The 23,153-nt window shown below is 38.2% G+C and carries 23 protein-coding genes and 1 tRNA gene; 5 read left to right on the top strand and 19 right to left on the bottom strand.

Going from position 1 to position 23,153, the window contains the following annotated elements; all coding sequences use genetic code 11:
* Positions 1–11: 11 nt before the first annotated feature.
* The 4 genes from ACHB7C_RS12975 to ACHB7C_RS12960 all read left to right on the top strand — a co-directional run bounded on the left by ACHB7C_RS12975 (position 12) and on the right by ACHB7C_RS12960 (position 3,185).
* Complete coding sequence (locus ACHB7C_RS12975; RefSeq protein WP_042848738.1) at positions 12–281, top strand: oxidative damage protection protein; 270 nt, start codon at positions 12–14, stop codon at positions 279–281.
* 54 nt (positions 282–335) lie between these two features.
* The gene (gene mltC, locus ACHB7C_RS12970; RefSeq protein ID WP_166685458.1) at positions 336–1,409 is read left to right on the top strand and encodes a membrane-bound lytic murein transglycosylase MltC; all 1,074 of its coding nucleotides are present in this window, start codon (positions 336–338) and stop codon (positions 1,407–1,409) included.
* Positions 1,410–1,596: 187 nt separating this feature from the next.
* Positions 1,597–1,672 (top strand) — tRNA-Phe (locus tag ACHB7C_RS12965).
* 502 nt (positions 1,673–2,174) lie between these two features.
* Positions 2,175–3,185 (top strand): FUSC family protein, encoded by a 1,011-nt coding sequence (locus ACHB7C_RS12960; RefSeq protein WP_042848760.1) that lies wholly within the window; start codon positions 2,175–2,177, stop codon positions 3,183–3,185.
* A 408-nt stretch (positions 3,186–3,593) separates the two neighbouring features.
* Here ACHB7C_RS12960 and ACHB7C_RS12955 read toward each other — a convergent pair whose 3' ends face one another.
* The 19 genes from ACHB7C_RS12955 to hypT all read right to left on the bottom strand — a co-directional run bounded on the left by ACHB7C_RS12955 (position 3,594) and on the right by hypT (position 21,951).
* Positions 3,594–3,971: a CrcB family protein gene (locus tag ACHB7C_RS12955; protein WP_042848762.1), complete on the bottom strand. Its 378-nt coding sequence runs from the start codon at positions 3,969–3,971 to the stop codon at positions 3,594–3,596.
* A 12-nt stretch (positions 3,972–3,983) separates the two neighbouring features.
* Positions 3,984–4,364: a fluoride efflux transporter CrcB gene (gene crcB, locus ACHB7C_RS12950; RefSeq protein WP_042848763.1), complete on the bottom strand. Its 381-nt coding sequence runs from the start codon at positions 4,362–4,364 to the stop codon at positions 3,984–3,986.
* Positions 4,365–4,514: 150 nt separating this feature from the next.
* Positions 4,515–5,114: an ATP-binding cassette domain-containing protein gene (locus tag ACHB7C_RS12945; protein WP_071547770.1), complete on the bottom strand. Its 600-nt coding sequence runs from the start codon at positions 5,112–5,114 to the stop codon at positions 4,515–4,517.
* A gap of 19 nt (positions 5,115–5,133) precedes the next feature.
* A complete protein-coding gene (locus ACHB7C_RS12940) occupies positions 5,134–6,369 on the bottom strand; it encodes an SLC13 family permease (RefSeq protein ID WP_042848765.1) in 1,236 nt (411 codons plus the stop codon).
* A gap of 101 nt (positions 6,370–6,470) precedes the next feature.
* A complete protein-coding gene (locus ACHB7C_RS12935; protein ID WP_042848766.1) occupies positions 6,471–7,646 on the bottom strand; it encodes an ion channel in 1,176 nt (391 codons plus the stop codon).
* A gap of 30 nt (positions 7,647–7,676) precedes the next feature.
* Positions 7,677–8,666: an urea transporter gene (yut, locus tag ACHB7C_RS12930; protein ID WP_042848767.1), complete on the bottom strand. Its 990-nt coding sequence runs from the start codon at positions 8,664–8,666 to the stop codon at positions 7,677–7,679.
* Positions 8,667–8,807: 141 nt separating this feature from the next.
* Positions 8,808–9,773 carry an urease accessory protein UreD gene (locus tag ACHB7C_RS12925; protein WP_042848768.1) on the bottom strand — a complete coding sequence of 322 codons (966 nt, stop codon included), beginning with the start codon at positions 9,771–9,773 and terminating at the stop codon, positions 8,808–8,810.
* A 2-nt stretch (positions 9,774–9,775) separates the two neighbouring features.
* Positions 9,776–10,408 carry an urease accessory protein UreG gene (gene ureG, locus ACHB7C_RS12920; protein WP_042848769.1) on the bottom strand — a complete coding sequence of 211 codons (633 nt, stop codon included), beginning with the start codon at positions 10,406–10,408 and terminating at the stop codon, positions 9,776–9,778.
* 29 nt (positions 10,409–10,437) lie between these two features.
* Positions 10,438–11,124, bottom strand: coding sequence for an urease accessory protein UreF (locus tag ACHB7C_RS12915; protein WP_042848770.1), 687 nt, complete (start codon positions 11,122–11,124; stop codon positions 10,438–10,440).
* Between the two features lie 29 nt (positions 11,125–11,153).
* A complete protein-coding gene (ureE, locus tag ACHB7C_RS12910) occupies positions 11,154–11,810 on the bottom strand; it encodes an urease accessory protein UreE (RefSeq protein WP_042848771.1) in 657 nt (218 codons plus the stop codon).
* Positions 11,811–11,873: 63 nt separating this feature from the next.
* Positions 11,874–13,592, bottom strand: coding sequence for an urease subunit alpha (locus tag ACHB7C_RS12905; RefSeq protein ID WP_042848772.1), 1,719 nt, complete (start codon positions 13,590–13,592; stop codon positions 11,874–11,876).
* A 62-nt stretch (positions 13,593–13,654) separates the two neighbouring features.
* Positions 13,655–14,080 carry an urease subunit beta gene (locus ACHB7C_RS12900; protein WP_042848773.1) on the bottom strand — a complete coding sequence of 142 codons (426 nt, stop codon included), beginning with the start codon at positions 14,078–14,080 and terminating at the stop codon, positions 13,655–13,657.
* A gap of 19 nt (positions 14,081–14,099) precedes the next feature.
* Positions 14,100–14,402 carry an urease subunit gamma gene (locus ACHB7C_RS12895; RefSeq protein WP_042848774.1) on the bottom strand — a complete coding sequence of 101 codons (303 nt, stop codon included), beginning with the start codon at positions 14,400–14,402 and terminating at the stop codon, positions 14,100–14,102.
* A gap of 221 nt (positions 14,403–14,623) precedes the next feature.
* Positions 14,624–15,403, bottom strand: a complete 780-nt coding sequence (locus ACHB7C_RS12890) for an ATP-binding cassette domain-containing protein (protein ID WP_042848775.1) — start codon at positions 15,401–15,403, stop codon at positions 14,624–14,626.
* Positions 15,403–16,209 carry an ABC transporter permease gene (locus ACHB7C_RS12885; protein WP_042848776.1) on the bottom strand — a complete coding sequence of 269 codons (807 nt, stop codon included), beginning with the start codon at positions 16,207–16,209 and terminating at the stop codon, positions 15,403–15,405. The genes ACHB7C_RS12890 and ACHB7C_RS12885 overlap by 1 nt, the downstream gene beginning before the upstream one ends.
* Positions 16,206–17,189, bottom strand: a complete 984-nt coding sequence (locus ACHB7C_RS12880; protein WP_370661901.1) for an ABC transporter permease — start codon at positions 17,187–17,189, stop codon at positions 16,206–16,208. The genes ACHB7C_RS12885 and ACHB7C_RS12880 overlap by 4 nt, the downstream gene beginning before the upstream one ends.
* Positions 17,174–18,763, bottom strand: coding sequence for an ABC transporter substrate-binding protein (locus ACHB7C_RS12875; protein WP_071547765.1), 1,590 nt, complete (start codon positions 18,761–18,763; stop codon positions 17,174–17,176). The genes ACHB7C_RS12880 and ACHB7C_RS12875 overlap by 16 nt, the downstream gene beginning before the upstream one ends.
* Positions 18,764–18,866: 103 nt before the next feature.
* Entirely contained in the window at positions 18,867–20,111 is a 1,245-nt protein-coding gene (locus ACHB7C_RS12870) for an ammonium transporter (protein ID WP_042848779.1), read from the bottom strand.
* Between the two features lie 931 nt (positions 20,112–21,042).
* Positions 21,043–21,951, bottom strand: coding sequence for a hypochlorite stress DNA-binding transcriptional regulator HypT (gene hypT / locus ACHB7C_RS12865; RefSeq protein WP_042848780.1), 909 nt, complete (start codon positions 21,949–21,951; stop codon positions 21,043–21,045).
* A 460-nt stretch (positions 21,952–22,411) separates the two neighbouring features.
* Between hypT and ACHB7C_RS12860 the strand changes: the two genes are divergently transcribed.
* Entirely contained in the window at positions 22,412–23,140 is a 729-nt protein-coding gene (locus tag ACHB7C_RS12860; protein ID WP_166685456.1) for an aspartate/glutamate racemase family protein, read from the top strand.
* The last annotated feature ends 13 nt before the right edge of the window (positions 23,141–23,153 follow it).

Genomic DNA, 23,153 nt, shown 5'->3' with positions numbered 1-23,153 from the left:
GGAAAAAGTTAATGAGTAGAACCATTTTTTGTACATTCTTACAACGTGATGCTGATGGGCAAGATTTTCAGCTTTACCCAGGTGAGTTAGGAAAACGTATTTTTAACGAGATATCGAAAGAAGCATGGAGTCAATGGATGGCTAAACAAACCATGCTCATTAATGAAAAGAAACTCAATACCATGAACCCCGATGACCGTAAAATGTTAGAACAAGAAATGATCAAGTTCTTGTTTGAAGGTCATGATATTCATATTGATGGTTATACGCCTGAAAAATAATCTGTTTGTCTACCTACTCAGTAGGTAGACTCTTGCACCAAGACTGTGAATCGTATGAAAAAACTATTTGCGCTGAGCTTATTGATCCCTCTAATTGTTTCATGTTCTAGTAATCAAAAGCCTGACTTTAACCCTAATCATGTCAAAGACACCAATGGGTTCGATATTTTAATGGGGCAATTTGCCCATAATATTGAAAATATTTGGGGCATTAAAGAAGTGCTGATTGCAGGTCCAAAAGACTATGTGAAATACACAGATGAATACCGTACCCGCAGCCATATTAACTTTGATGCAGGGACTATCACCGTCGAAACTATTTCAGCAATAGAGCCGTCTGAACACTTAAAAAAAGCAATTGTCACCACATTATTGATGGGTGATGACCCCAACTCTATCGACCTTTACTCTGATATTAATGATATTCCCCACAGTAAAGAGCCATTTTTATTTGGCCAAGTACTCGATAACACTGGGGAAGCTATTCGTTGGGAATGGCGTGCAACAAAGTTTGCTGATTATCTAGTCGAAAATAAAATGCAGCGCCGGCAGTCTGGTATGAATGTTGTTTGGTCAGTGACCATGCAATTAGTCCCAAATCATTTAGACAAACGAGCTCATAAATATTTGCCATATATTAAAAAATCAGCCGCAAAATACGGTGTTGATGAATCATTAATTCTGGCGATTATGCAAATTGAATCAAGTTTCAACCCTTATGCTGTAAGCCGTTCGGATGCTATGGGGTTAATGCAAATAATGCCAAATACTGCGGGTAAGGATGTTTTCCGCTCACAAGGTAAATCCGGTGTTCCTAGCCGTAGTTATTTATTTGACCCTGAAAAAAATATCGATACTGGTACAGCCTATTTGGCGATATTACAAAACAGTTATTTAGGCGATATCCGTAACCAAACATCACGCCGATATGCCGTTATAACGGCCTATAACGGCGGTGCTGGCAGCGTATTGCGTGTCTTTCACAGTGATAAAAAACAAGCAGCACAACGTATTAATAATTTAGAGCCAGGTGAGGTATATGAAACATTGTCCACTAAACACCCTGCCGCTGAGTCACGTAATTATCTAATTAAAGTGAATAAAGCTCAGAAAAATTACTTACGCTAAAAGCCGATAAACATCAACGCCAGCCAACCCTAAAGCCATTTCAGGCTGGCGTTGACTAATAACCTTAGTCTTTTTATGTATTTTCGGTTAAAAACTAGCTAACATGTTGAAAAAAAGCGCATACAGTCAAAAGTTTATTGAAAGCGCCTTGACTCAACCAATGAAATCAGGTTTAATACGCTCCGTTGCCCGGATAGCTCAGTCGGTAGAGCAGGGGATTGAAAATCCCCGTGTCCTTGGTTCGATTCCGAGTCCGGGCACCACCTCATTATTAACAGACGTCAATCGACGTCTGTTTTCGTTTGTAAAGCCCGCTAATTTCAACACTCTCCTAAATTCCAATTCAACTCGACTCTATCTATTATCAACATTATCAACTTCATTGTCCGAGTGTTGTTTAAGAGTACTCGATATTGTACTCACATCCCCCTCAGGAAGCTCACTATAACTGTGACTGATATATGTGATATTGCCAGCGTAATGTCATTAGGTAAAAATTGACGCTTACCTATGTGAGGCCCATACCGATGCTCTCTAGTTTATCGTGGGCTGCAACAATTTTTATCTGTTAAAAAACCTACTCAGTTTTAGGAACCAACAGAATAACCACCAATTAAGTTTACCAATTAGTTAAAATTTACATAAAAATTAGCTTAATATTATTTAAATAATCACCTCTGCATATAAAAACAATACATTTTCCGACTATATAACTTCACTCCAAAATATGATACAAATAACTTAAAAATGAAATGAGTGAGCAATATGAAAGATATTAATAAAAAATTAAAATATATTAACTTTAGAAATAACGGAACATTTTTGATTGCCGCAATAGTAAACTCAACTATCTGCTTTTCTTTATTTGGCACCATTGGTGGAGTATTTGGAGTTATAACAACATTATTCTCCAATATCGTCTATGATGCAAAACCTGATAGCAGTAATATTTTTTACATCTTTTTTCTATTATGTTTGGTTATCGTTGGTGGGGGCATTGGTTTTCTACTAAAGCTAACCATTTATTTTTATATCTATTTATTTATCCTATCATATTGTTATTACCTTTTTTACAAAAAAGATGATTATTTAGATCGCACATTTCCATTTTTAATTATTTTTTCCTGTATGGGAACAACGTTAGACTCTATTAGCATTGACTTGCCAATGGCATATCTCTCGGGGGTTGCCGTTAGTTTAGTCATTTTTAGCCTACTGAAACATAAAAACAATGAAATTCATGCGTTTAAAAATGGGTTATTTTCAAAAGCAATTTATCATAGTGACGAAAAAATATATATAAGAGCCTTCTTTTTCAGCTTTTTTCTATTCTTAAGCCTTTCAATACCCGACTATCTAAATCTATACAAACCTTATTGGGCTCCTCTAACATTCATTATGTTACTCCACCCAAAAGAAATGAATATAATAAAAGTTACGTTACTTAGGTTTTTAGGAAGTCTATTAGCAGCAGCTTTTGTCATCACTATGTTTAGTATAACAAAATCAAAAGAAACTTATATTTACTTATCTGTATTAGCTTTAACCATATTTTTTATCCCTACATTTTTCCGTTTAAATTACATGCTAAAGACCTTCTCTATTACTGTATTTGTTTTACTTCTTCTTGAGGAAACGCTATTTTTACATAACCCAACTTATTTACTTCCCATATCAAGGGTATATGAGACATTTATAGGCGGGGTTGTAGCAATCCTTGCTAGCTTGGTTTTAAACATTATAAGGATTATAAAGAAAAGGAAAATCACAAGTTAATAGTAAGGAAAAACAGGGAAGCTTCTTCTTTATAAGCCATGAAGCTTCCTCTCTTTTTAGACCACAACAGACGCTAGTTATGACAAAAAAGCAAATGTAGCTTTATCAAATTTTTGTATATCTATGCACTTATTTTTCACGTCTATTACAATACCAATGGCTAAACCAACGTGTAATGTAAATATAAATCAGAATAACTAATGTAACAATAAAAACATCCATATCTAGAGTTTTAGTATCAAAGCCAATTATACTTATGAAGATCACAGGTGATAATATTAAAAGTATTATATCAAAAAATAATTGTAATCTATAAGGCTTTGAAGTGATCCCATGCCATATTGATTTACCTATTTTCATTTCAAAACCTCTTATTCTCTTATAAATTTAAAAATATTAGTATGATAATTAACTATATTGCTTATTACCTACTGAGTATCCGATATAAATCGCAACAAACCCGATAACGATACTTAAAACCAAATAGCTTATTGCAACTAAGAAGAACTGTGGGTACTTCATTATTTCCACTGCTCCATACACAAAGCTGGAAAATGTCGATAACCCTCCCATGATCCCTGTAGCTAAAAAAGCATTCATCCCTTGGCTTATTTTATTTCTCATAAGTAAGCCTGCAACAATACCCAACAATAATGATGCGACGATATTTGCTATAAATATGTCAAGAGGGAAATGGTCATTCATGGTTGGAACAGATATCATCAATAACTCGCGACAAATTGCACCAATTGCACCACCAATAAAAACTAAGATCATGATATTCATTTTTAGCCCCTGTTAGTTTGCTAACCAAGCACCAGTAAATGCCGCAGCTAACCCAACTAAAACCGAAAGTAATAAATAAAATAAGGCGAGCAATTTTTGTCTAGTTTGAGTTAACTTCAAGGCATCAAGCTGCATACTACTGAACGTTGTATACCCCCCCAGTAATCCAGTTAAAATTGCTGATTGTAGAAATGCACCATAACGGTCATCCCAATCGATCGCAAAATAACGGCTTAAAAAACCAATAACAAATGCTCCTGAAATATTAATAATGAATGTTGATAATGGGAATTTCCCATGATAACGCTCCCCCACTAAGCGACCAATCCACCACCGCAGTAATGAACCAATACCGCCGCCAAAACCGACTAATAAAATATCAACAGCTACCATTGCAACGCCCTCTATTTAATATCATAGATATAAAGACATCGTTTTTAGAATTTAAATTAAAGCACACACATTAATTGAACATCGTTAATAAATAATCGTTAAATGACGATATTAAATAGCCAGTAATCTTATTTAGCTTTATAAGATAATTCATTCTGATATTGCCATATTCCAAACCAATGTACACACCTTTTCCAATAGGAACTTATTATGACTAAAAACAATCATCGATAATGGTCTTTCTTCCGAAAGTTGAATTAAAAACTGCCATATATCTTTCTGTAAATGCGCATCTAACTGTGCGGTAATTTCATCCGCAATTAATATTTTTGTTCTTGGGTCTAAGGCTCTTAATAAGGCAATTCGAGCAAGTTCACCACCAGAAAGCTCACTTGGCCTTCTAACCAACCACTCTGATTTAATGAACAACCTTTCAAGGTAGTATGGGTCAGGCTCCCAAGCATCCCTAACACTTTCCCCTACTGTCCGGTACGGGTTAAAACATTTTTCAGGGTGCTGAGGAACTAACTGAATAGGACAATATTCTTTTTGAGATAAACTTTTACCATTAAATAATACATTTCCTTGGGTCGGTATTTGCCATTGTGCTAATACACGGCCCAAGGTTGTTTTACCAAAACCACTCGGTGCTGAAATCCCTAATCGCTCATTTTTATCCAGTGAAAAAGAAAGCGAATCCCATAAGGTTCGGTTATCTTGCTTTATACATAAGTTTTTAACTTCTAACATATTTTCAGCTCTCTATAAGCTAATAGATGGATAACCAAACAACAGCAATAAAAATACAAATGATGGAAATAATACCGCCAGATCTAGTGAACTCTAAAAACGATATTTTAATGCCGTGGGCTGAAGATTGTTCAACGGCAATAATTCCAGCAATACTACCGAATATAAATATATTACCTGCAAAACAAGCACCTAAAATTAACGCTGCACCGAGTAGATCAACATTGCCATGAGGGTAAACAAACTGGATCAATAAAATAACCGTTGGTGTGGTTCCGACAAAAATACTCATCACGATAGTGACTAAAAATAACGTAATCGGGCTATTTAGGTCGATACCTTTACCCAATAAGTAATGTAGTATCTCTTGAGGAATACCCGTATTTGAAAATGCGGCATTAATAATAAATAGCCCCATCATTAGCAGAATTAAGTCACCATCAACATGCTTTAACATGTCACTGGACGCTATTTTTCTGTTTAACAATAAAAAGCATGCTGCCGATAATGCAACAAGCTCACGCGGCAAATCACTGAATAAAAAAGCCAAAATAACAGCAAATAAAACTGTAGCGGCCTTTATTGTTTCCCACCAATTAAATTCAATAACTGAAGGCTCACCACTAGACATTAATGATTTTTTATCTTCAGATAAATACCAGCGGTTACGATAAAGTAAGGAGATCACACACCATACAATTGGAATTGAAAATAATACTGGAATAGCCGTAATATTGAGTATTCCAATAAAAGATAAGTCCAATCCTTGTGCAACAACCATATTTTTAGGGCTACCAATTAAAGAACCGGCGGCACCATTATTGGCAGCAAAGCAAAAGCCAAGTAAAAAAGGAATAGGGTTAAGGCCTCGAGATAACGTGATAGACACCAATAAAGGCGTCATTGCAACGACAACAATATCGTTTGTAAGTACTGAAGCAAGAAGTGCCCCAACAATAATGAAAACCGCCATTAATTTGGGTGGGCTAATATTTAAGCTAGCGACTTTTTGAGCCGCTTGGTGATAAAAACCTGATACCGTAAATGATGCGGATACCACCATTAAACCAAATAATAGCCCAATTGCACTGTAATCAATGGCATCCCAAGATAATTTTGGCGAGATAATCCCAAACCCTATCATGGCCAATGCACCCGCTACAGATGCGCCAGTACGGTCAATTTTAATCCCAGGGAAAGTCCCAAAAGCCATTGCGACGTACACTAAAATAAAAATAATAACGGTTAGATCCATAATAAATTCTCTATCTCTTATCTATATTTTTATTTCTTCGTATAAATGATAAAGCTGTAGATATTCCATAACAGCAATTATACAATTGAGACCCTTGCATACTATGAATCTAAGATGTTGTTTGAAAAGATAATATTTTCCATCACTTGGTTATTAATATTTTCTCCAAAAATCATTTTAATCAACACTTCACTCCCTAAAGATGAGAGAGAAATAAGCAAGTCTGCATGCAATAACTGCATGTTTTCGTAATTTTTATCATCATTGACAGCAATAACACTTTTAATGTTTCCGCCAACAATTTCTTTCGCCGCTAACATAGAAATAGTATTTTCAGAATCAGAGCTACCTAGAATAAATAATGCTTTAGCCTGGCCTAAATTAGCGCTATTTAATGTATGTTTATTAATTTTCTCCGTGGCAATAACTTGCGCATTATCTGGATAGTTCTTTTTCTGTTCTTCATGGCAAAGTACCATGACGTCTAAGTCGCGTTTTCTTAATCCGTGGTAGGTGTTTAAAGCTAAAGGGCTTGCGCCAACAATAATGTAATGGTTTTTCATACGAAATAATCTCTTCTTAACAATTTCTTGTGTGCTCTTTGCAAATACCCCTAGGAAATAGACAATAGAGGTTGTAAAAATTGTAATACCTAAAATAACAATCGAAATTGTAAATAACCTAGCTTCAACACTAATCGGAATAATATCGCCAAACCCGACTGTCGTCATACAAACTAAAGCGAAATAGAATGCGGATGAGATATCAGTAACATGAGGTTGAAATTGTTCGCCTAAATACAAAGTCCCAAATACAGAATAGCCCAGTAGGACACTTAAGCTCATAAAAGCAACAAAGCCAGCGCCAGATAAGCTATGGCGATTAAATGCTTTCCAATTTGCAATGGCAATAATCAACACTATTAGTGAAAAGGTTCCAGTCAGCGCATTTTCTCTCGCTAATACCAAGTTAATTAACATAATAATGAACAGCATAAAGCAGCTAAATAACCAACCTATACGCAGTCCTAAATAAACAGGAATAGCAAGAATAATGAGCACTACACCAATAGCAAACCTTGGAATATCTAATAATTTAACTAAACCTAAAGATTGTAGCCAATCAACAAAACCTAGATGCTGCGAGTATAAATGGAAATCATAAGTTGAAATGATGGGGGAAATAATCAAGCCCCCATCAGCAAGTATTAATAATGAGAGCACTATGCGTAGCATTCTCATATTTTGAATATATTTATATATTGCATTTTTTTTCATAATTGAATACCAAAAAGTTTTATTGCAATATTATTGCCGATGCTTAGGCATAATATCTTGGTTCGGTACTAAAAATAGCCATGATGCTAGAACAAATGGCATCGTTAAAGTCGGGATACCAAATGGTTCAAGAATAATGTCGAGTGCGCCTTGAACAAATACGGTGAATATCACACCAACGATGGCATAAACCACCACCCGATAGCTCGGTTTATTAAACGTAGAACCTAGAGCAATCGCGGTTAATACAGCGCTAAATGAATATAAACCAGTGTGAATACTCGCAAAATCACCTTTTAAAAAGGTCGCAACGATAAAAGCAAGAAGAGAACCAAATACGGCAAATATCGCCGCCCACATAGAACTCACCGCTAGACCAATTACAAAAATGATACCGACAACCATGCTGCTAAGTAAAAATACTTCAGAAACACCACGAAAAATATCAGCGATTAGGTCACTGTGAGGAATTGACCCAATAGGTTCAATAAGTTGTTTTGGCAGAGCAGGAGTTGGTAGCGCAACGCCTTCAATACCTAAGAAGTTATAACTCGCGAGCAGAATAATCCATGATACTAAAACAAAAGGAGCAGTTAATGCTGCGACTTTCCAATTTTTTAGAAAATCCATTAAAGAGATAGTGGCTATAACGGAAACAATGCTCCCTAATACGATAGTTAACCAAACAAATGGGGTATTCTCTAAAAAAGTCGGTAGTGCAACTCCAACTAAGCAGCCATTATAACCATAAAGCCCTGAACGCAACGATTCAGTATCTAACTTACTAATATAAGCTGTAAGTGTAGCGACAACGGTGCCTAACAAACAACCTAGAGCGACTTGCGGCATCCCTTCTAAAAAAGCACCGATGAAAATCGCAATAAAAAATAGAAGTCCGGTTAGTGCGTTATTTTGAAACATAACTTGAGCACAGCCACGCAAAACGATATCAATAAATTGTATCGCTATATTTTCGCTGGCCAACTTATTCCAAGCGTTCTGGTTTATTGTTTTTTCCATCGTGAAATTCCTTAATAGGAATATCAGTAGAGAAATTATAAAAATCACTCTACTGATAATATATTAATAAATTACCTTGATAACCCAAAAGGTTATTTCAGTCACTTTATGACTACTGTGTATCTCATTGCTAAAAAATATTTAACGCCATAAAAAAGGTTCTTGTAGCGAAATACCTAATATTTCTTCTCTCGCTATTTGCCAAAAATACCTGACGGCATCCTTCACTTTTGGACTATCAACCCCCAATGCTTTAAATATTAACCCACACTCATTCGGTAATTGAGTTGCCCCAAAAGCAATTTCATTTTTCGGGTCATATATCGCATCTAACCGTTCTAAAATGCGTTCATGATGAATTTTAGGTGTCAGTAAAATCACATTGCCAAAAGTATCGAAGCTATCCATAACCGCAGTAATGTTTAGCGGTGCCTTTTTGGGCTCTAAAATATATTTTTCAACAAACAACTCTTTATTTAACGATGACTCTGCTCGAATATGTGATGAAAAAACATCAAACCCAAACTGCTCATCTGGGTGATGATATTTTCGACCTGACATCAGTATTTCTGAGTAAATCATCGTTGCACTTGGATGAATATTAATCCGCGTGTCAGTAATAAACCGAGAATTACGGTGAGGAATGATTGGGTCTGGTAAATATTCTAAATACCCATCTTCCTCAACGACAATATTCTGGTACTGTGTGGCGTAGTTCGCTTCCATCATATGAACTTTGGTCGCAGACTGCGTTGTCACATGAGCACAAGCCCCCTTTTCAACAATAATATCAAGGGCTTGTCGGTCACCTTGTAATAGGCTACCTGAAGTTGAAATCATCGTGACACAAGGCAGTTGGGGCATCAGTTCATCCCAATAAAGTGCTTTTTGCACTAATGAGGGAACACGACGCTCCATTTCCACCAGCTCACTACGATATTCACCTTGAGCAAACCTTAATTTTAAGTAACCACTTTTACCAACAGCACCACTTTGCATTTGTTTCGGTTCATCTTGATATGCGGCGAGTTCAGGTGCATTGCTGCCTAAAATATGAGCTTTAACACGCGTTGGAGTATTTGCTATATCTGCCCTGAAATTCGTCATCTTTACCCCCTTGGAACTTGGTGCGTAAAGAGGAATTTATCCATGATCATATCAACCAACTCAATAACCCCTTCCCCTGTTTTACAGTTGGTTAGTACATAGGGACGGTCGCCACGAACGATTTTCGTGTCGTGTTCCATCACTTCAAGGCTAGCACCAACATAAGGCGCTAAGTCAATCTTATTAATAACTAAAATATCAGCTTGTACTAAACCTGGGCCATTTTTACGTGGAATTTTTTCACCTTCAGCTACATCAATGACATAGATGTAGAAGTCTGCTAGTGCAGGACTAAAAGTTAAAGTAAGGTTATCGCCACCACTTTCAATCATGATCACGTCGCTATCAGGGAAACGTTCTTCCATATCTTCAACTGCAGCAATGTTCATGCTTGGGTCTTCACGTACCGCAGTGTGAGGACATGCCCCCGTTTCAACACCTAAAATTTTCTCTTCATCAAGAATACCTTTCAAGGTACGTTTTACTTGTTTCGCATCTTCGGTCGTCACAATATCGTTTGTGATGATTAGCGGCTTAATGCCTCTTTCAATAAGGATCGGGGTGATCACTTCAATAATTGCAGTTTTTCCTGAGCCAACAGGCCCACCAATTCCGATCCGAGTCATTTTTTTCATCGTTTTTCCCCAAAATTTTTAGTTGTTCGTTAGTTCATAAACAAACGGACAAATGATTTAGTGTGTACCGCAGCTAAGACATCAATAACAGGAACATATGAGGACATTTGTTCTATGTCACCACAGGCTGCGATGTCACAAAAAACCTTAATTTCTTCATTTAATTCAAAAAGAATATGCTGAGTTTCATAGTGTGTGATACGCATTAATCGCATCGCCGCACTTAAAATTGTCATGGCAATACCATATTGGTGCATCACGACAACATCTCTTTCTGTTATTCCTTGTACTGCCATAACCATGGCTTGTATCACCGGCTGGGTTCCCGGAACCTCATTCGCTTTGATTTTTGCAAGCCATCCACTCACTAGTGGATCTTCAAAAATATGAACTGAGATTTCAGCGAGTTTTTTCCCCATTCGGGTTGTCATTATTCGTGCTTCTTCATTCAGCTTGCGGTTATTTACAGCCCAATCAATTTTCGCCAATGTGTCGCTATCTTGAGCAAGAGTGGCGCGATGTGCAGCCACAATAGCAATGCAATCTGAATGTGCAGCAACCTTCAAAGACGTGTGAACAAAGGATTTCAGCGTTTCTTTGTCGTGGACAACACCTTTTTGAATGGCGGATTCAACCCCATTTGAAAATGTAAATGCACCAATTGGCAATGCTGAATCACCAAACTGCATAATTCTAATTAGGTCAGATGCTTCCATATCACTTTCCTTACTCATTAACACGAACGTTATTTGTGTGTATGAGAGTGCCCATGGTCATGATGATGATCATGGTTGTGATCGTGGCTGTGCCCATGACTATGGCTGTGTCCGTGGATCTGCCCTAATTCCACATGAACATGCGTATCCGTTTCTTCTGCCCCACCAAATAATAAACGCGCTTCAGAGTGGCTCAATTCAGGTAAAATAGTTTCGCCCTTCACGAAGGTAAAGGTGTCTTCACCAAAACCATGCGTTCGCATGACCGACCCCATTACCTTTTCACTTACCGTTAGCGGTACGTAAACAAGGTCTCCCTTTAAAACGGCTTTCCAGTGTTGGTTACCTAATGCATGCCCTAATTCGAAGCTAATACGAATATGTTCTTCTGTACTTAGATTTTTTAGGTGGGATAAGTTGACCATCATGACGTCACGTAAGGAGATCTGAACTATCGTCATTGCGTTGGTAGCTTCATCAAATAGCAAAACGTCGCCATCAGATAACAAGACATTCCTGTCCAGCGCGATACCTAAATCTTGGCCTTTTTCGGTATTTTTACGGCAGCGGCTTTTCTGAGCTTCTCGTTGATCGAGGATCAAAATATCAACATCAGCATTTTTCTGACGTGCTTGCCACACTGGGTCTTTTTTAACATTGCCAAGAATATGTTCAATAATGATCATAATATTACCTTTTATGTTAATTCTGCCCACCACCGGCGGGCAGATAATCCAAACATGTACTGATTAGCTAAAGAAATAACGTTGGTTCATTGCAGCTTCGCTAATCGGCTGGCAAGTTGCGTGTTCACCATTCACTTTTACAGCAAAAGTTTCAGGATCAACTTCGATATTTGGTGTTTCACCGTTACGCACTAAATCACGTTTCCCGATAGCTCGGCAGTTATTGACTGCAACCACTTGGCGCTCAAGATCGGCTTTTTCTTTAATGCCATCATCTAATGCTGCTTGTGAAACGAAAGTCACACAGGTGTCATTGACAGTTTTACCCATCGCACCAAACATTGGACGATAGAAAACAGGCTGAGGTGTTGGCAAGGATGCATTTGGATCACCCATTGCAGCCCAGTTGATCATGCCACCTTTAATGACCAGTTTTGGTTTAGCCCCAAACATACGTGGGTCCCATAATACGAGATCGGCCATTTTGCCAACTTCAATCGAGCCTAAGATATGGCTGATGCCTTGAGCAATTGCAGGGTTGATAGTGATTTTTGCCACGTAACGCAGAACACGGAAGTTATCATTACCCGGAGCATCTTCAGGTAGCTTGCCACGGGAAGCTTTCATGGCGTTCGCAGTCTGGACAATACGTAGCCAGTTTTCCCCCACACGCCCCATCGCTTGTGAGTCACTTGAGAACATCGAAATAGCGCCCATATCATGCAGCACGTTTTCTGCTGCAATGGTTTCAGGGCGAACACGGCTTTCCGCAAATGACACATCCGAAGGGATATTTGGGTTCAGGTTATGACATACCATGATCATGTCAAATAGCTCTGACTGGCTATTCACGCCAAACGGTAACGTTGGGTTGGTTGAACTTGGTAATACGTTAGGTTGGCTAACAACTTTAATGATATCTGGAGCATGTCCACCACCCGCACCTTCTGTATGGTAGGTGTGAATAGTTCTACCTTCAAAGGCCTCGATGGTGTCTTCAACATAACCACCTTCATTTAAGCTGTCTGTATGCACTGAGATTTGTACATCAAATTCATCAGCAATACGTAACGCATGACGAATAGCGTTCCCTGTTGCGCCCCAGTCTTCGTGAACTTTCAGCCCCGCAGCACCTGCAACTAATTGTTCGATAAGTGGCTCACGTGTATACGAGTTACCTTTCCCTAAAATACCCACGTTAATAGGTAAACCTTCGATAGCACGTAACATAGAGCGCATGTTCCAAGGGCCTGCCGTCACTGTTGTACCGTTAGTTCCATCAGTTGGGCCAATACCGCCACCAAAGAAAGTTGTCACACCATTTGATAACGCGGCATAGGCTTGTTGCGGAGAAATCAAGTGGATATGGGTATCAATACCGGCAGCCGTTAGGATTAAATGTTCACCAGAGATAGCATCCGTAGATACCCCGACAACCATGCCTGGTGTGATGTTATCTTGAATATTTGGGTTACCACTTTTCCCTACACCAACAATTTTACCCGCTTTAATCCCCACATCGGCTTTAATGACACCTAAACGTGCATCCACGATGGTGACGTTAGTGATAACTAAATCTAAAACGCCATTGTCGCTGGTAAAAGTGTTATTTGCTCCCATACCATCACGTAAAGATTTACCTCCACCATAGACAGACTCTTCGCCATATCCACGTAAATCTTTTTCGATTTCAATATATAAGTCGGTATCGCCTAAACGAATTTTATCGCCTACTGTTGGCCCGAATAAACCGTTGTATTCTTGTCTAGAAATTTTTGGCATGTTATTTACCTTTAATGTTAAGAAGGTGCATTGTTATTCATCATTACTGACATCTAACGCGCTTACTGTTCCTTATGCTTAAAACCACGAGCAATTGCTTTATTTAAGGCGATTGCTTTAGCAGGACGTTCAGTAGCGGCAACGTTGTCACCCGCCCAACCATCAACAAGGTTATTAAACCCATAGACACTTTGTTTTCCGCCATAAGGGATCAGTGAAACTTCTACTTCATCACCTGGCTCAAAACGAATTGCCGTTGTAGAGGCAATATTTAAACGCTTACCGTAAGCCGCTGCACGGTCGAACTCTAATGCATGGTTAACTTCAAAAAAATGAAAGTGGGAACCAATTTGCACAGGCCTGTCACCGGTATTACGGACTTTAATTTTTGTTTCAGGTTTGCCAACGTTGAACTCAATAGGCTCATCTGCAAAAATAACACCACCTAAAGGAGTCGGGGCTTTAATGTTTGTTTTTGAATTACTCATATTTCACCTCATCCTTCATTTATTTAATCGGATTATGGACGGTCACTAAACGAGTACCATCAGTAAAAATAGCTTCTACTTGAACATTTGGAATTAAGTCTTCCACGCCATCCATAACGTCTTTTTTTGTTAAAACAGTCGCTGCTTCTTTCATCACATCCTCAACGGTTTTACCATCACGGGCACCTTCAAGTGCAGTAACCGTGATAATGGCAACGGCTTCGGGATAATTTAATTTCACGCCACGTGCGCGGCGTTTTTCAGCCACATCAGCAAGTGTGTAAACCATCAATTTTTCAATTTCTCTTGGGGTTAACTGCATAACGCCTCCTCAATTGATAAAGCTTAGTGTTAATACTGATAAGTAATCATTTTATGAGCGAATAACTCATTTTATTTTTAAATATAAATTGAGTTAAATATCTAATAACGACGAGTTAAATAAATAAAATTCACACCAATAAACATTCAAATTAAGACAGTCGAAATAAGAGTTTTTATTTATTAGTGACTTCCTACATTTAATTTTTAAATAATATTTATTCACTGAGTCCAATTCATAAACTGTTGTTCAGGCAAAGAATTCCATAGAGATTGAAACCACTTCCCTCCTCCGCCTTGCTTTAATATTTCACTGCTGAGTACTTCTTCTAAAACACCATTACGCAATAACGCAATGCGATCAGCAAAACGCACCGCCATTGCAAGGTCGTGAGTAACCCATAAAACACCTTTACCAGCAAAGCAAAGAGATTTGATATGTTGTAGAAGTTGTATCGCATGTTCATCATCTAGCCATGATGAAATTTCATCCGCAAGAATATATTCAGCTTGGGAGAGCGTCGCACTACAAGCGAGAACGCGTTTTGCCATTCCCCCTGAAAGCTTATTGGGATAACTATGAATTAAATCTGCTTGTAAATTGTATTGCTGTAAATGCAATGCAACGTCATGCATTTTAATATGCTGCCCACTTAATACCGCAGCACGTTCAAGTTGAGGGCCTATCTTAATGAGTGGATTTAATGCACTAACCCCTTGTGGGATATAGCACAGTGAATTACCGCGATATTGTTGTTTTGACTTTTCTGTCAACTGGCACCCATTTAATACAATATCACCGCGACAACGCATATTTTCAGGTAATAAACCTAAACTACTTTGTAGAAGTAAACTTTTCCCTTCTCCACTTCCTCCTACCAATGCAACCATTTCACCTGGCGCAATATCCAATGAGATATCTTGTAAAAGTGGAGACCAACGCTTTTTGCCTAGCCAGCGAAATTTCGCAACATCAATCGTTAGGTTATCAAAACTTAGCATCAATCGCTCCTCAACCATAATTGTTGTACCGCTTTAGCAAACTGATCAAATAACAGCACTAACCCAACTAATGCGACGCCCGGAAACATGGCTAACCACCACGCACCAGTACTTAAGTAACGCAATGCATCGGAAAGTAAAATACCTAACGATGCTTCATGTGGAGACAAACCAAAACCCAAAAAACTCAATGCCGCACTGTGTAATATCGCATGTGGGAACATCAATAACGTCCCTACTAACCATTGTGAAAGGATCATCGGTAAATAGTCATATCGGCATCGGTAAAGCGCACTATTTCCAATCCGTTTCGATAACATGATGTAATCTGTTTGTTGCACTCGAAGCAACTCGGAACGTAAGACCAACGTTAGCTTTGGCCAGTGAGTCAAAGCAACAGCCCAAATTACGCCCACTTTTCCACCACCTAACGTAAAGCAAATCAATATCAATAATAGCAAGTGAGGCAAGGCTAACAGGGAGTCAATACAGCCACGAATAACATAATCCATCGTCCTACTGAACGAAGATAAACTTGCCATCACAAGCGCTATCACTCCACTCGATAATGCAGCGGTGGTGCCAATTTGTAAGCTGGTCGCTATTCCTTGAAATACTCTGTCCCACAAGTCTCTACCTAAATTATCCGTACCGAATAAATGTGCCCATGAAGGTGCTTGTCGACGGTCGAGTAAATTCACATCCACATCAGTTTGAGAAAGCCATGCGGCATAAGCCCCTAAAACCAATAAACATAACAATGAAATAACTAACTTAATTAAGGCTTTATTTGGGTTATAAGTCATGGCTCTCGGAGTACCCCTTTATTCACTCTCTTAAGCATCATGTCAGAGATACTATTACTAAAGAAAATCACTACCGCACATAGCATCACGATCCCCATTAACAAAGGGATGTCACCACGTAAGCCAGCATCAATGGTTGCTTGGCCTAATCCAGGATAAGCAAACACTTTTTCTGCTAGTAATGCTCCGCTGAGCAACTCACCAATAGAGGCGAACTGTAAACATATTGCGGGTGTAATCGCATGTTTTACCACATGAAAGCTTATCATCGACCACCCTTTATCCCCTTGAGCTTTCGCGTAGTGGATAAACTCACTGTTCATCACCTCAGCAACTTTCGAACGAGTATGCAGAGCTATATTACCAATGCCTAACATCCCTAGAGCCACTACAGGTAACACAAGATGGTGCACTTTTTGTGACAGTGTGGATGATTGTTCATCTAAGCCAATCGGCCAAGCGCAACAAATCGGTGCCCACTGTAGTGAAACAGCAAAAAGTGACAATAACAGTAAACCAACCCAAAAAACGGGGATCGACGCCAATAAATAAGATAGCGTTGAAATAATTTTATCTGGCCATCTATTTAGGTAGCGCCCTGCTATCAGCCCCAAACCAAAACCAATCACCCCAGAAAACAGCCACGCCGATAATAACAAAGCTAACGATGGCGCTAACCTATCGGTAATCACCTGTGATACAGGGATGTTATAGAGCATGGAATACCCCATATCACCTTGTAACAACTGAGAAAACCAACGCCAAAACTGCATCCACAATGGTTGGTCAAGCCCCCAGCGAGCCGCAATCAACGGATACTGGTCTGGGGGAACATGCATTAAATCATTACCAATATAGGCTTTAATTGGGTCTATAGGTGAATAGCTAAGGAGAATAAAAACCCCAAATGCAGTCACCACTAATAAACAGATAAACCTGAACAAAAGCCCTATGGTTGTCCGCATTACTTGCAGGTCCAAGCCCAGTCATCAACATTATTCAACACTGACCATGAACCGTGGATTTCAGGTGCCCCTTTACCTAGCTCAACACAGTTATTCAATAAATAAAGGTGTTGTACGTTCATTAACCAAGCCCAAGCGGCGTCACCTTGAATACCAGTTCCTGTTTGTCCATCCCAATCCACTTTTTGCCAAAATGGAATAGCGGCATCTTGATCTGGTTGGCGAAGTGCTTCTTCTATCACCTTATCAACTGCGGGATTTTTATAGTAACCTGCGTTATAAAACCCGACACCCGCCGCTTTGCTGCTGTAGTTATGCACCAGTTCCATTGGGTCAAGGCTCCCCCACCCAAATAATGTTGGGTTGGCATGCATGTACTTTTCCACGGTTTCCCAACTGCCTGATTTTAAATCCATCTCAATACCAATCGGCTTTAAGCTAGCCCTTACGGCTTGAGCTAAATCACGACGAGTGCTATCACCACTGGCATACCACAGTGTCAATTTCGCAACCTTACCGTCTTTTTCTCTTAAGCCGTCTTTATTAATTTTCCAGCCAGCGTCTTCCAGTATAGATTTCGCTTTTTCAATATCTCCATCTTTAAACGAAGATTGAGGGTTATTCCAAGGCAAGCCTTCAACGCCCGTATAAGCAGGAATAGCAAAACCTTCTAAAACAGCATCTGCTAATAGTTTGCGGTCAATGGCGTAATTGATCGCTTTGCGAATAGCAACATCAGAAGTAATGTCGTTACCAATTGGGTCGCCTGAGGCATTTTTCTCGCCCGCTGGCGGAATTGGGAATGAGATCCCTCGGTTTTCAACACTATGACGTTCAATTAGTTTCATACTTTTAACATCTTTAGCATTACTCGCGACCGCTGCGGGAATGCGTACAATATCTAGTTCACCACTTTGAGCGGCAGCAAAAGCGCCATCTTCATTGAGAAAGACAAAAACCATTTTATCGAAATCGTTTTTAGGCCCCGCATAGAAAGGGTTTCTTTCTACGATTAATTGCTGGCCCGGCTGGAAATTCACTAAACGGTAGGGGCCTGCTCCGATAGGGTTATGTGCATATTTTTTTGCATCATATTTATCTGCTGAAACAATGCCTAATGAGCCCAAAACGTTAATAAAGGTACTTTGGGGTGAGGATAATGTGATTTTAACGGTTGATGGGTCAATCTCCTGCGCTTTAGCAAAGTTCCCCATATCCACTTTTCCACCACTTGCTGCGGCATTGTTATAGGTAAAAACGACATCTTTTGCCGTTAAAGGGGAGCCATCGGAGAATTTAAGTCCATCCTTTAATTTTAATGTCCACTCTTTACCATCATCTGAATGTTCATATTTCTCAAGCATGTAACTATGCCATGACAAATCCGCTTTTTGCTTGAGTAATGGGCTATGTAAAAGTAAATAGCTGCCGTGGCTCCAACCTAACATTGGGTCAAAACCCTCGGTTGGTTCAGAGCCAATCGCTAGACGCAAAGTTTGTGGTTGCTGTGTATCGGTCGCAGCATTTGCACCCATCGATAGCCCCATAAAACAAATAGCCTGAATAGCTATTGCTATTTTCTTTTTCATATACCCATCCTAAATTACCAGCTGTATTTAGCAGCTACCCCAACCGGTGGTTCAAATAAACCCACCAATTAGGATAAACTGCAAGAAACAATATATTTGCTAACTAATCTGCTTTTTCTCGGTACGCGTCTTCGTCAAATCCAACAATATCTAAATTGTCACCAACCGCATTTTGGTCGACTCTAACTGGCGTAAATTTATTGATTATCCAAAGAATTAAGATTGTAAAGACAAAGGACCAAATACTGGTAAAGACAACAGCTACAGTTTGCTTCACAATTTGCATGCCGTTACCTTCAATTAACCCCGCGGGACCTTTCGCATTCCAAACCGTTGATGCAAATACACCGACTAAAATTGAGCCTGTAATACCACCGACACCGTGCACACCGAAAACATCTAATGCATCATCTAAATGGCGTCGGACTAAGAAAACACAGGTATAGCAGACGATACTGGCAATAACCCCAATAATTGCTGCAGAACCTATTGAAACATACCCCGAAGCCGGTGTGATAGTAGCTAACCCTGCTACAGCCCCTGTTAAAAAACCGACAAGTTTAGGTTTTCCTGTATGGAAGCGTTCAATAATAAACCAAGTAATTGCTGCAAATGCGGCGGCGATATCTGTAGTAATAAACGCTGAAACAGTTACAGTATTGACTTGCAATTCAGAGCCCGCGTTAAAACCATACCAACCGAACCACAATAAAGCCGCGCCAAGTGCAATATACGGAATATTGTGAGTACCATCCGATTTAACGGCTCTTTTACCGACATATAACGCTGAAGCAATTGCAGCGAAACCTGCTGTTGCGTGAACGACAATACCACCCGCAAAATCAACAACCCCCCATTTAGCGAAAATACCATCTGGGCTCCAAACCATATGAACGAACGGTGCATAGACAAATAATGTCCATAGGGTTAAGAATACGAGATAAGCAGGGAAATTAACTCTATTTGCGAAAGCTCCGGTAATTAAGGCTGGAGTAATAATCGCAAACATCATTTGATATCCAAAATGAACCAGTATTGGTAAGCCGCCATCATTACCGGTATACATCGTTTGAGGGCTTATGTTATTCAAGAATGCATAATAAAATGGGTCACCGACAATCCCATTAATCGAGGGACCGAACGATAATGAATAACCAACAACAAACCAAATAATTGCCACCCAGCCCATAGAAAAGAAACTCTGGGACATAATGGTAATAACGCTTTTACGAGAGACTAATCCACCATAGAAAAAAGCAAGTCCAGGAGTCATTAGCATAACAAGGCTCGTACAAAGCAGCATAAATGCAGTATTTGGGACATCCAAAATTGACAATATATTCTCCATGGATACTCCTAAATTAACATAACAATATTTAAATATTAGAAATGATTTATAATTGAAACTATACTCATAATAGAGTGATCAGTAAGATTATCAATAAAAAAATCGAAACTAAATTCAATAAAAACAATTAGTTCATTTTTCAATTGTCAATAAATGATATTCCTCTGTTTTTTAATATCCAAATAAAAAGCACCTACTATATTTTTAAATTTTTCGTTAGCATAAGCAAATAACTACTCGACTTATCCGGCAAGCTTTTTCATCCCAAGCCTGCTACTTCACAACACACCGATAAAAACAAACCCTTTAATTACAGATGGTTATATAAAAACCAAAGCTTACCCTAATATATGAGCAGCCCCTAAGGGAAAAAGCTATAGCAAAAATTACCTATAACAGTAGGCTGATTTTGCCATATCACAGATATGTAAAAGCTTAGTATTTAATACAGTTCCGATAATCAATTTTTAAGTAAAGTCAAAACTTATTGACACTCATTCTCATTTTTAGCTAACGCTGAAGAGAATACATTAATAATATTTTGTCTATTAAAGTACTTTTTTTCTTTTAACCACAAATAACCAATCCAAATAAGACAATCTAAAAGAGAGTAAATTAAAGTTTTCTTTAAAGAAACCTAAACATGTTTTCCAAATAGGTGTTGGTCACACACCCAAAAATACTCTCTCAGCAACGATAAGCTTAAACATTCACTAAAAACTAAAGCTATTTTTCAGGGTAAGACCCCAAGCGCTGATAATCATTGACGGAATACAAGCTAAAATTAAGGCTACATAATTAATCTGGCTACCTAAATAGAGGTCTTTTATACACCTTATGACTTAATTACCAGCTAAGACCCCATCAATATCATCGTAGGATAACGCTCAATATATCCAGATGTTATGTATCATAAATTATTCCTTTTCCATTACAAATGCCGTAAATCTTCTGGAATATTTTTCTTTAAAATACGCCAAAAATCCTCTGCTGTTTTATTCAAGCGAGTATCCATGCGGTAAATGTAAGCTTGAATAGGTATCGTTAATTCTGGGGTGTTGAGACAGACTAGTTTTTTTTCTTTTAACTCATTAACTACCGAGTAAATCGGTAACCATGCAATTCCATGACCATCCAATGCCATATTTTTTAGCAATTCGCTCATTGATGACATAAAGAGTGTTTTAGAGTTAATCGCACCAAACTCACTTAATCGACGATTAACTAACCTTCCCATATAAGAAGCACTGGTGTAGTTCAATAACGGTACTTGAGGTTGGTAGATATCAAATAACGGTTTGCCAAACTCATCCGCTGCACAAATTGGGTACAACTCGGACTCAAACACATTTAAACAAGAAAATGGCGACTGCATTAAATCCTCATCATAAAATGAAATGATAAAATCGCTCTTCCCTTCTCGCAACGTATTTACCACTTGAACCACATCAATGGCTTCAACATGATAGACAAATTCTTCCCCATAACCTGATAATGCATGAACTAACTTAGGCAATAAGCTTAATGACAGCGAATGCGCCGCAGCAATTTTAATATTGGGCAGACTCAGCACATTGTGCCCAGATAATTCATTTAAGTTACATTCTAATTGCTGCAATAAGCTACGAGCTTGGGAATGGAATATTTTGCCTTCTTCAGAAAGCTGTAAAGGGGATGTGGTTCTATCAAACAATTCAACACCTATTGCTTCTTCTAATGCCTTGATTCGGCGACTAAAAGCAGGTTGAGAAATATTTCGTTGTTCTGCTGCATGAGAAAAATGCCGACATGACTCCAGTGTTAAAAAATCATATAGCCACTTTGTTTCTATATTTTTCATGTTATTAAGCCTTAAGTGGACTTGCTGTTAAAATATAAAACATTAAAAGTTTTTTTATTGATATCTTAAGTTAATTGTTAGTTAAAATATTAAGCTGATATTGTAGATTCATTATTTGTATTATGCATAAGCCTACCATTTAAAACATTAACAAAAATCAAAAACCAATTTTATTTATTTCATATCTTTTCCACAAAGCCAATGCTACTCAGCCTTTCAGCTTACATTATTAAAATAATTTAATTTTAGGATTAATTTTTAATGCGTATCTTGCATCAAACCATACTTACTTGCATTTCTCTTCCTAGATAAACATTGATAAATATTAACCACAGATTAATCAGGGATAAATAAGTTAATAGCTAATTAAATATTAACTTATATGTTAAATAATTTAAGTAATATAACATCTCACTACCCTTATTTTATAAATTAAGGTGTATGAGGCAGGAGTATTAAAATGAAAGGTTTAATTGGAGTGTTAGGAGGAATGGGGCCTGCTGCCACCGTCGATTTATTTAATAAATTTGTGAACTATACTGTCGCAAATAAAGACCAAGAGCATATCCCTTTAATAATATCATCCATTCCTGATATTCCAGACCGTACTGAAGCGTTATTAAACCATGGCGTATCCCCCTTACCCTTAATGACTGATTATTTAAAAAAACTCGAAACTGCTGGTGCTGAATGTATTGTTATCCCTTGTAATACTGCACATTTTTGGTTTGACGAGCTAAAGCAGGCCTGTCACGTCGATATGCTAAGTATTGTTGAAACGACAATGATGGAAGTACTAGCCACTAAGAAAAAACATATCGGTTTATTAGCAACCAATGCCACTATGCTTATGGGGTTATATCAAAAAAATATAGAGAATGAAAAATTAAAGTGTATTACTCCAGATATTAAAAGCCAAGAGATGGTAATGAAAAGCATTTATTTATTAAAGTCGGGAAATAAAAAAATGGCGGAATCCATCATGAAAGAACAAGCCGAATTATTATTTTCTCGAGGTGCTGAAATTATTGTCTTAGGTTGTACTGAAGTTCCCGTCATTCTAGAAAATGAAACAAATAAATACCCTGAAAAATACATTGACTCAACCAGCTCATTAGTCAGAGCCAGTATTCATTGGTATGAAAATAGAGTTGGACGACAAAATCTAATGATAAATAGAAACGCATAAAAACATTTATAAC

It is taken from the genome of Providencia sp. 2024EL-00732 (assembly GCF_044006275.1).
In the GTDB taxonomy this organism is placed as follows: domain Bacteria; phylum Pseudomonadota; class Gammaproteobacteria; order Enterobacterales; family Enterobacteriaceae; genus Providencia; species Providencia huashanensis.
The sequence above is the reverse complement of the archived record's forward strand: the minus strand, read 5'-3'. Positions and strand labels throughout refer to the sequence as shown.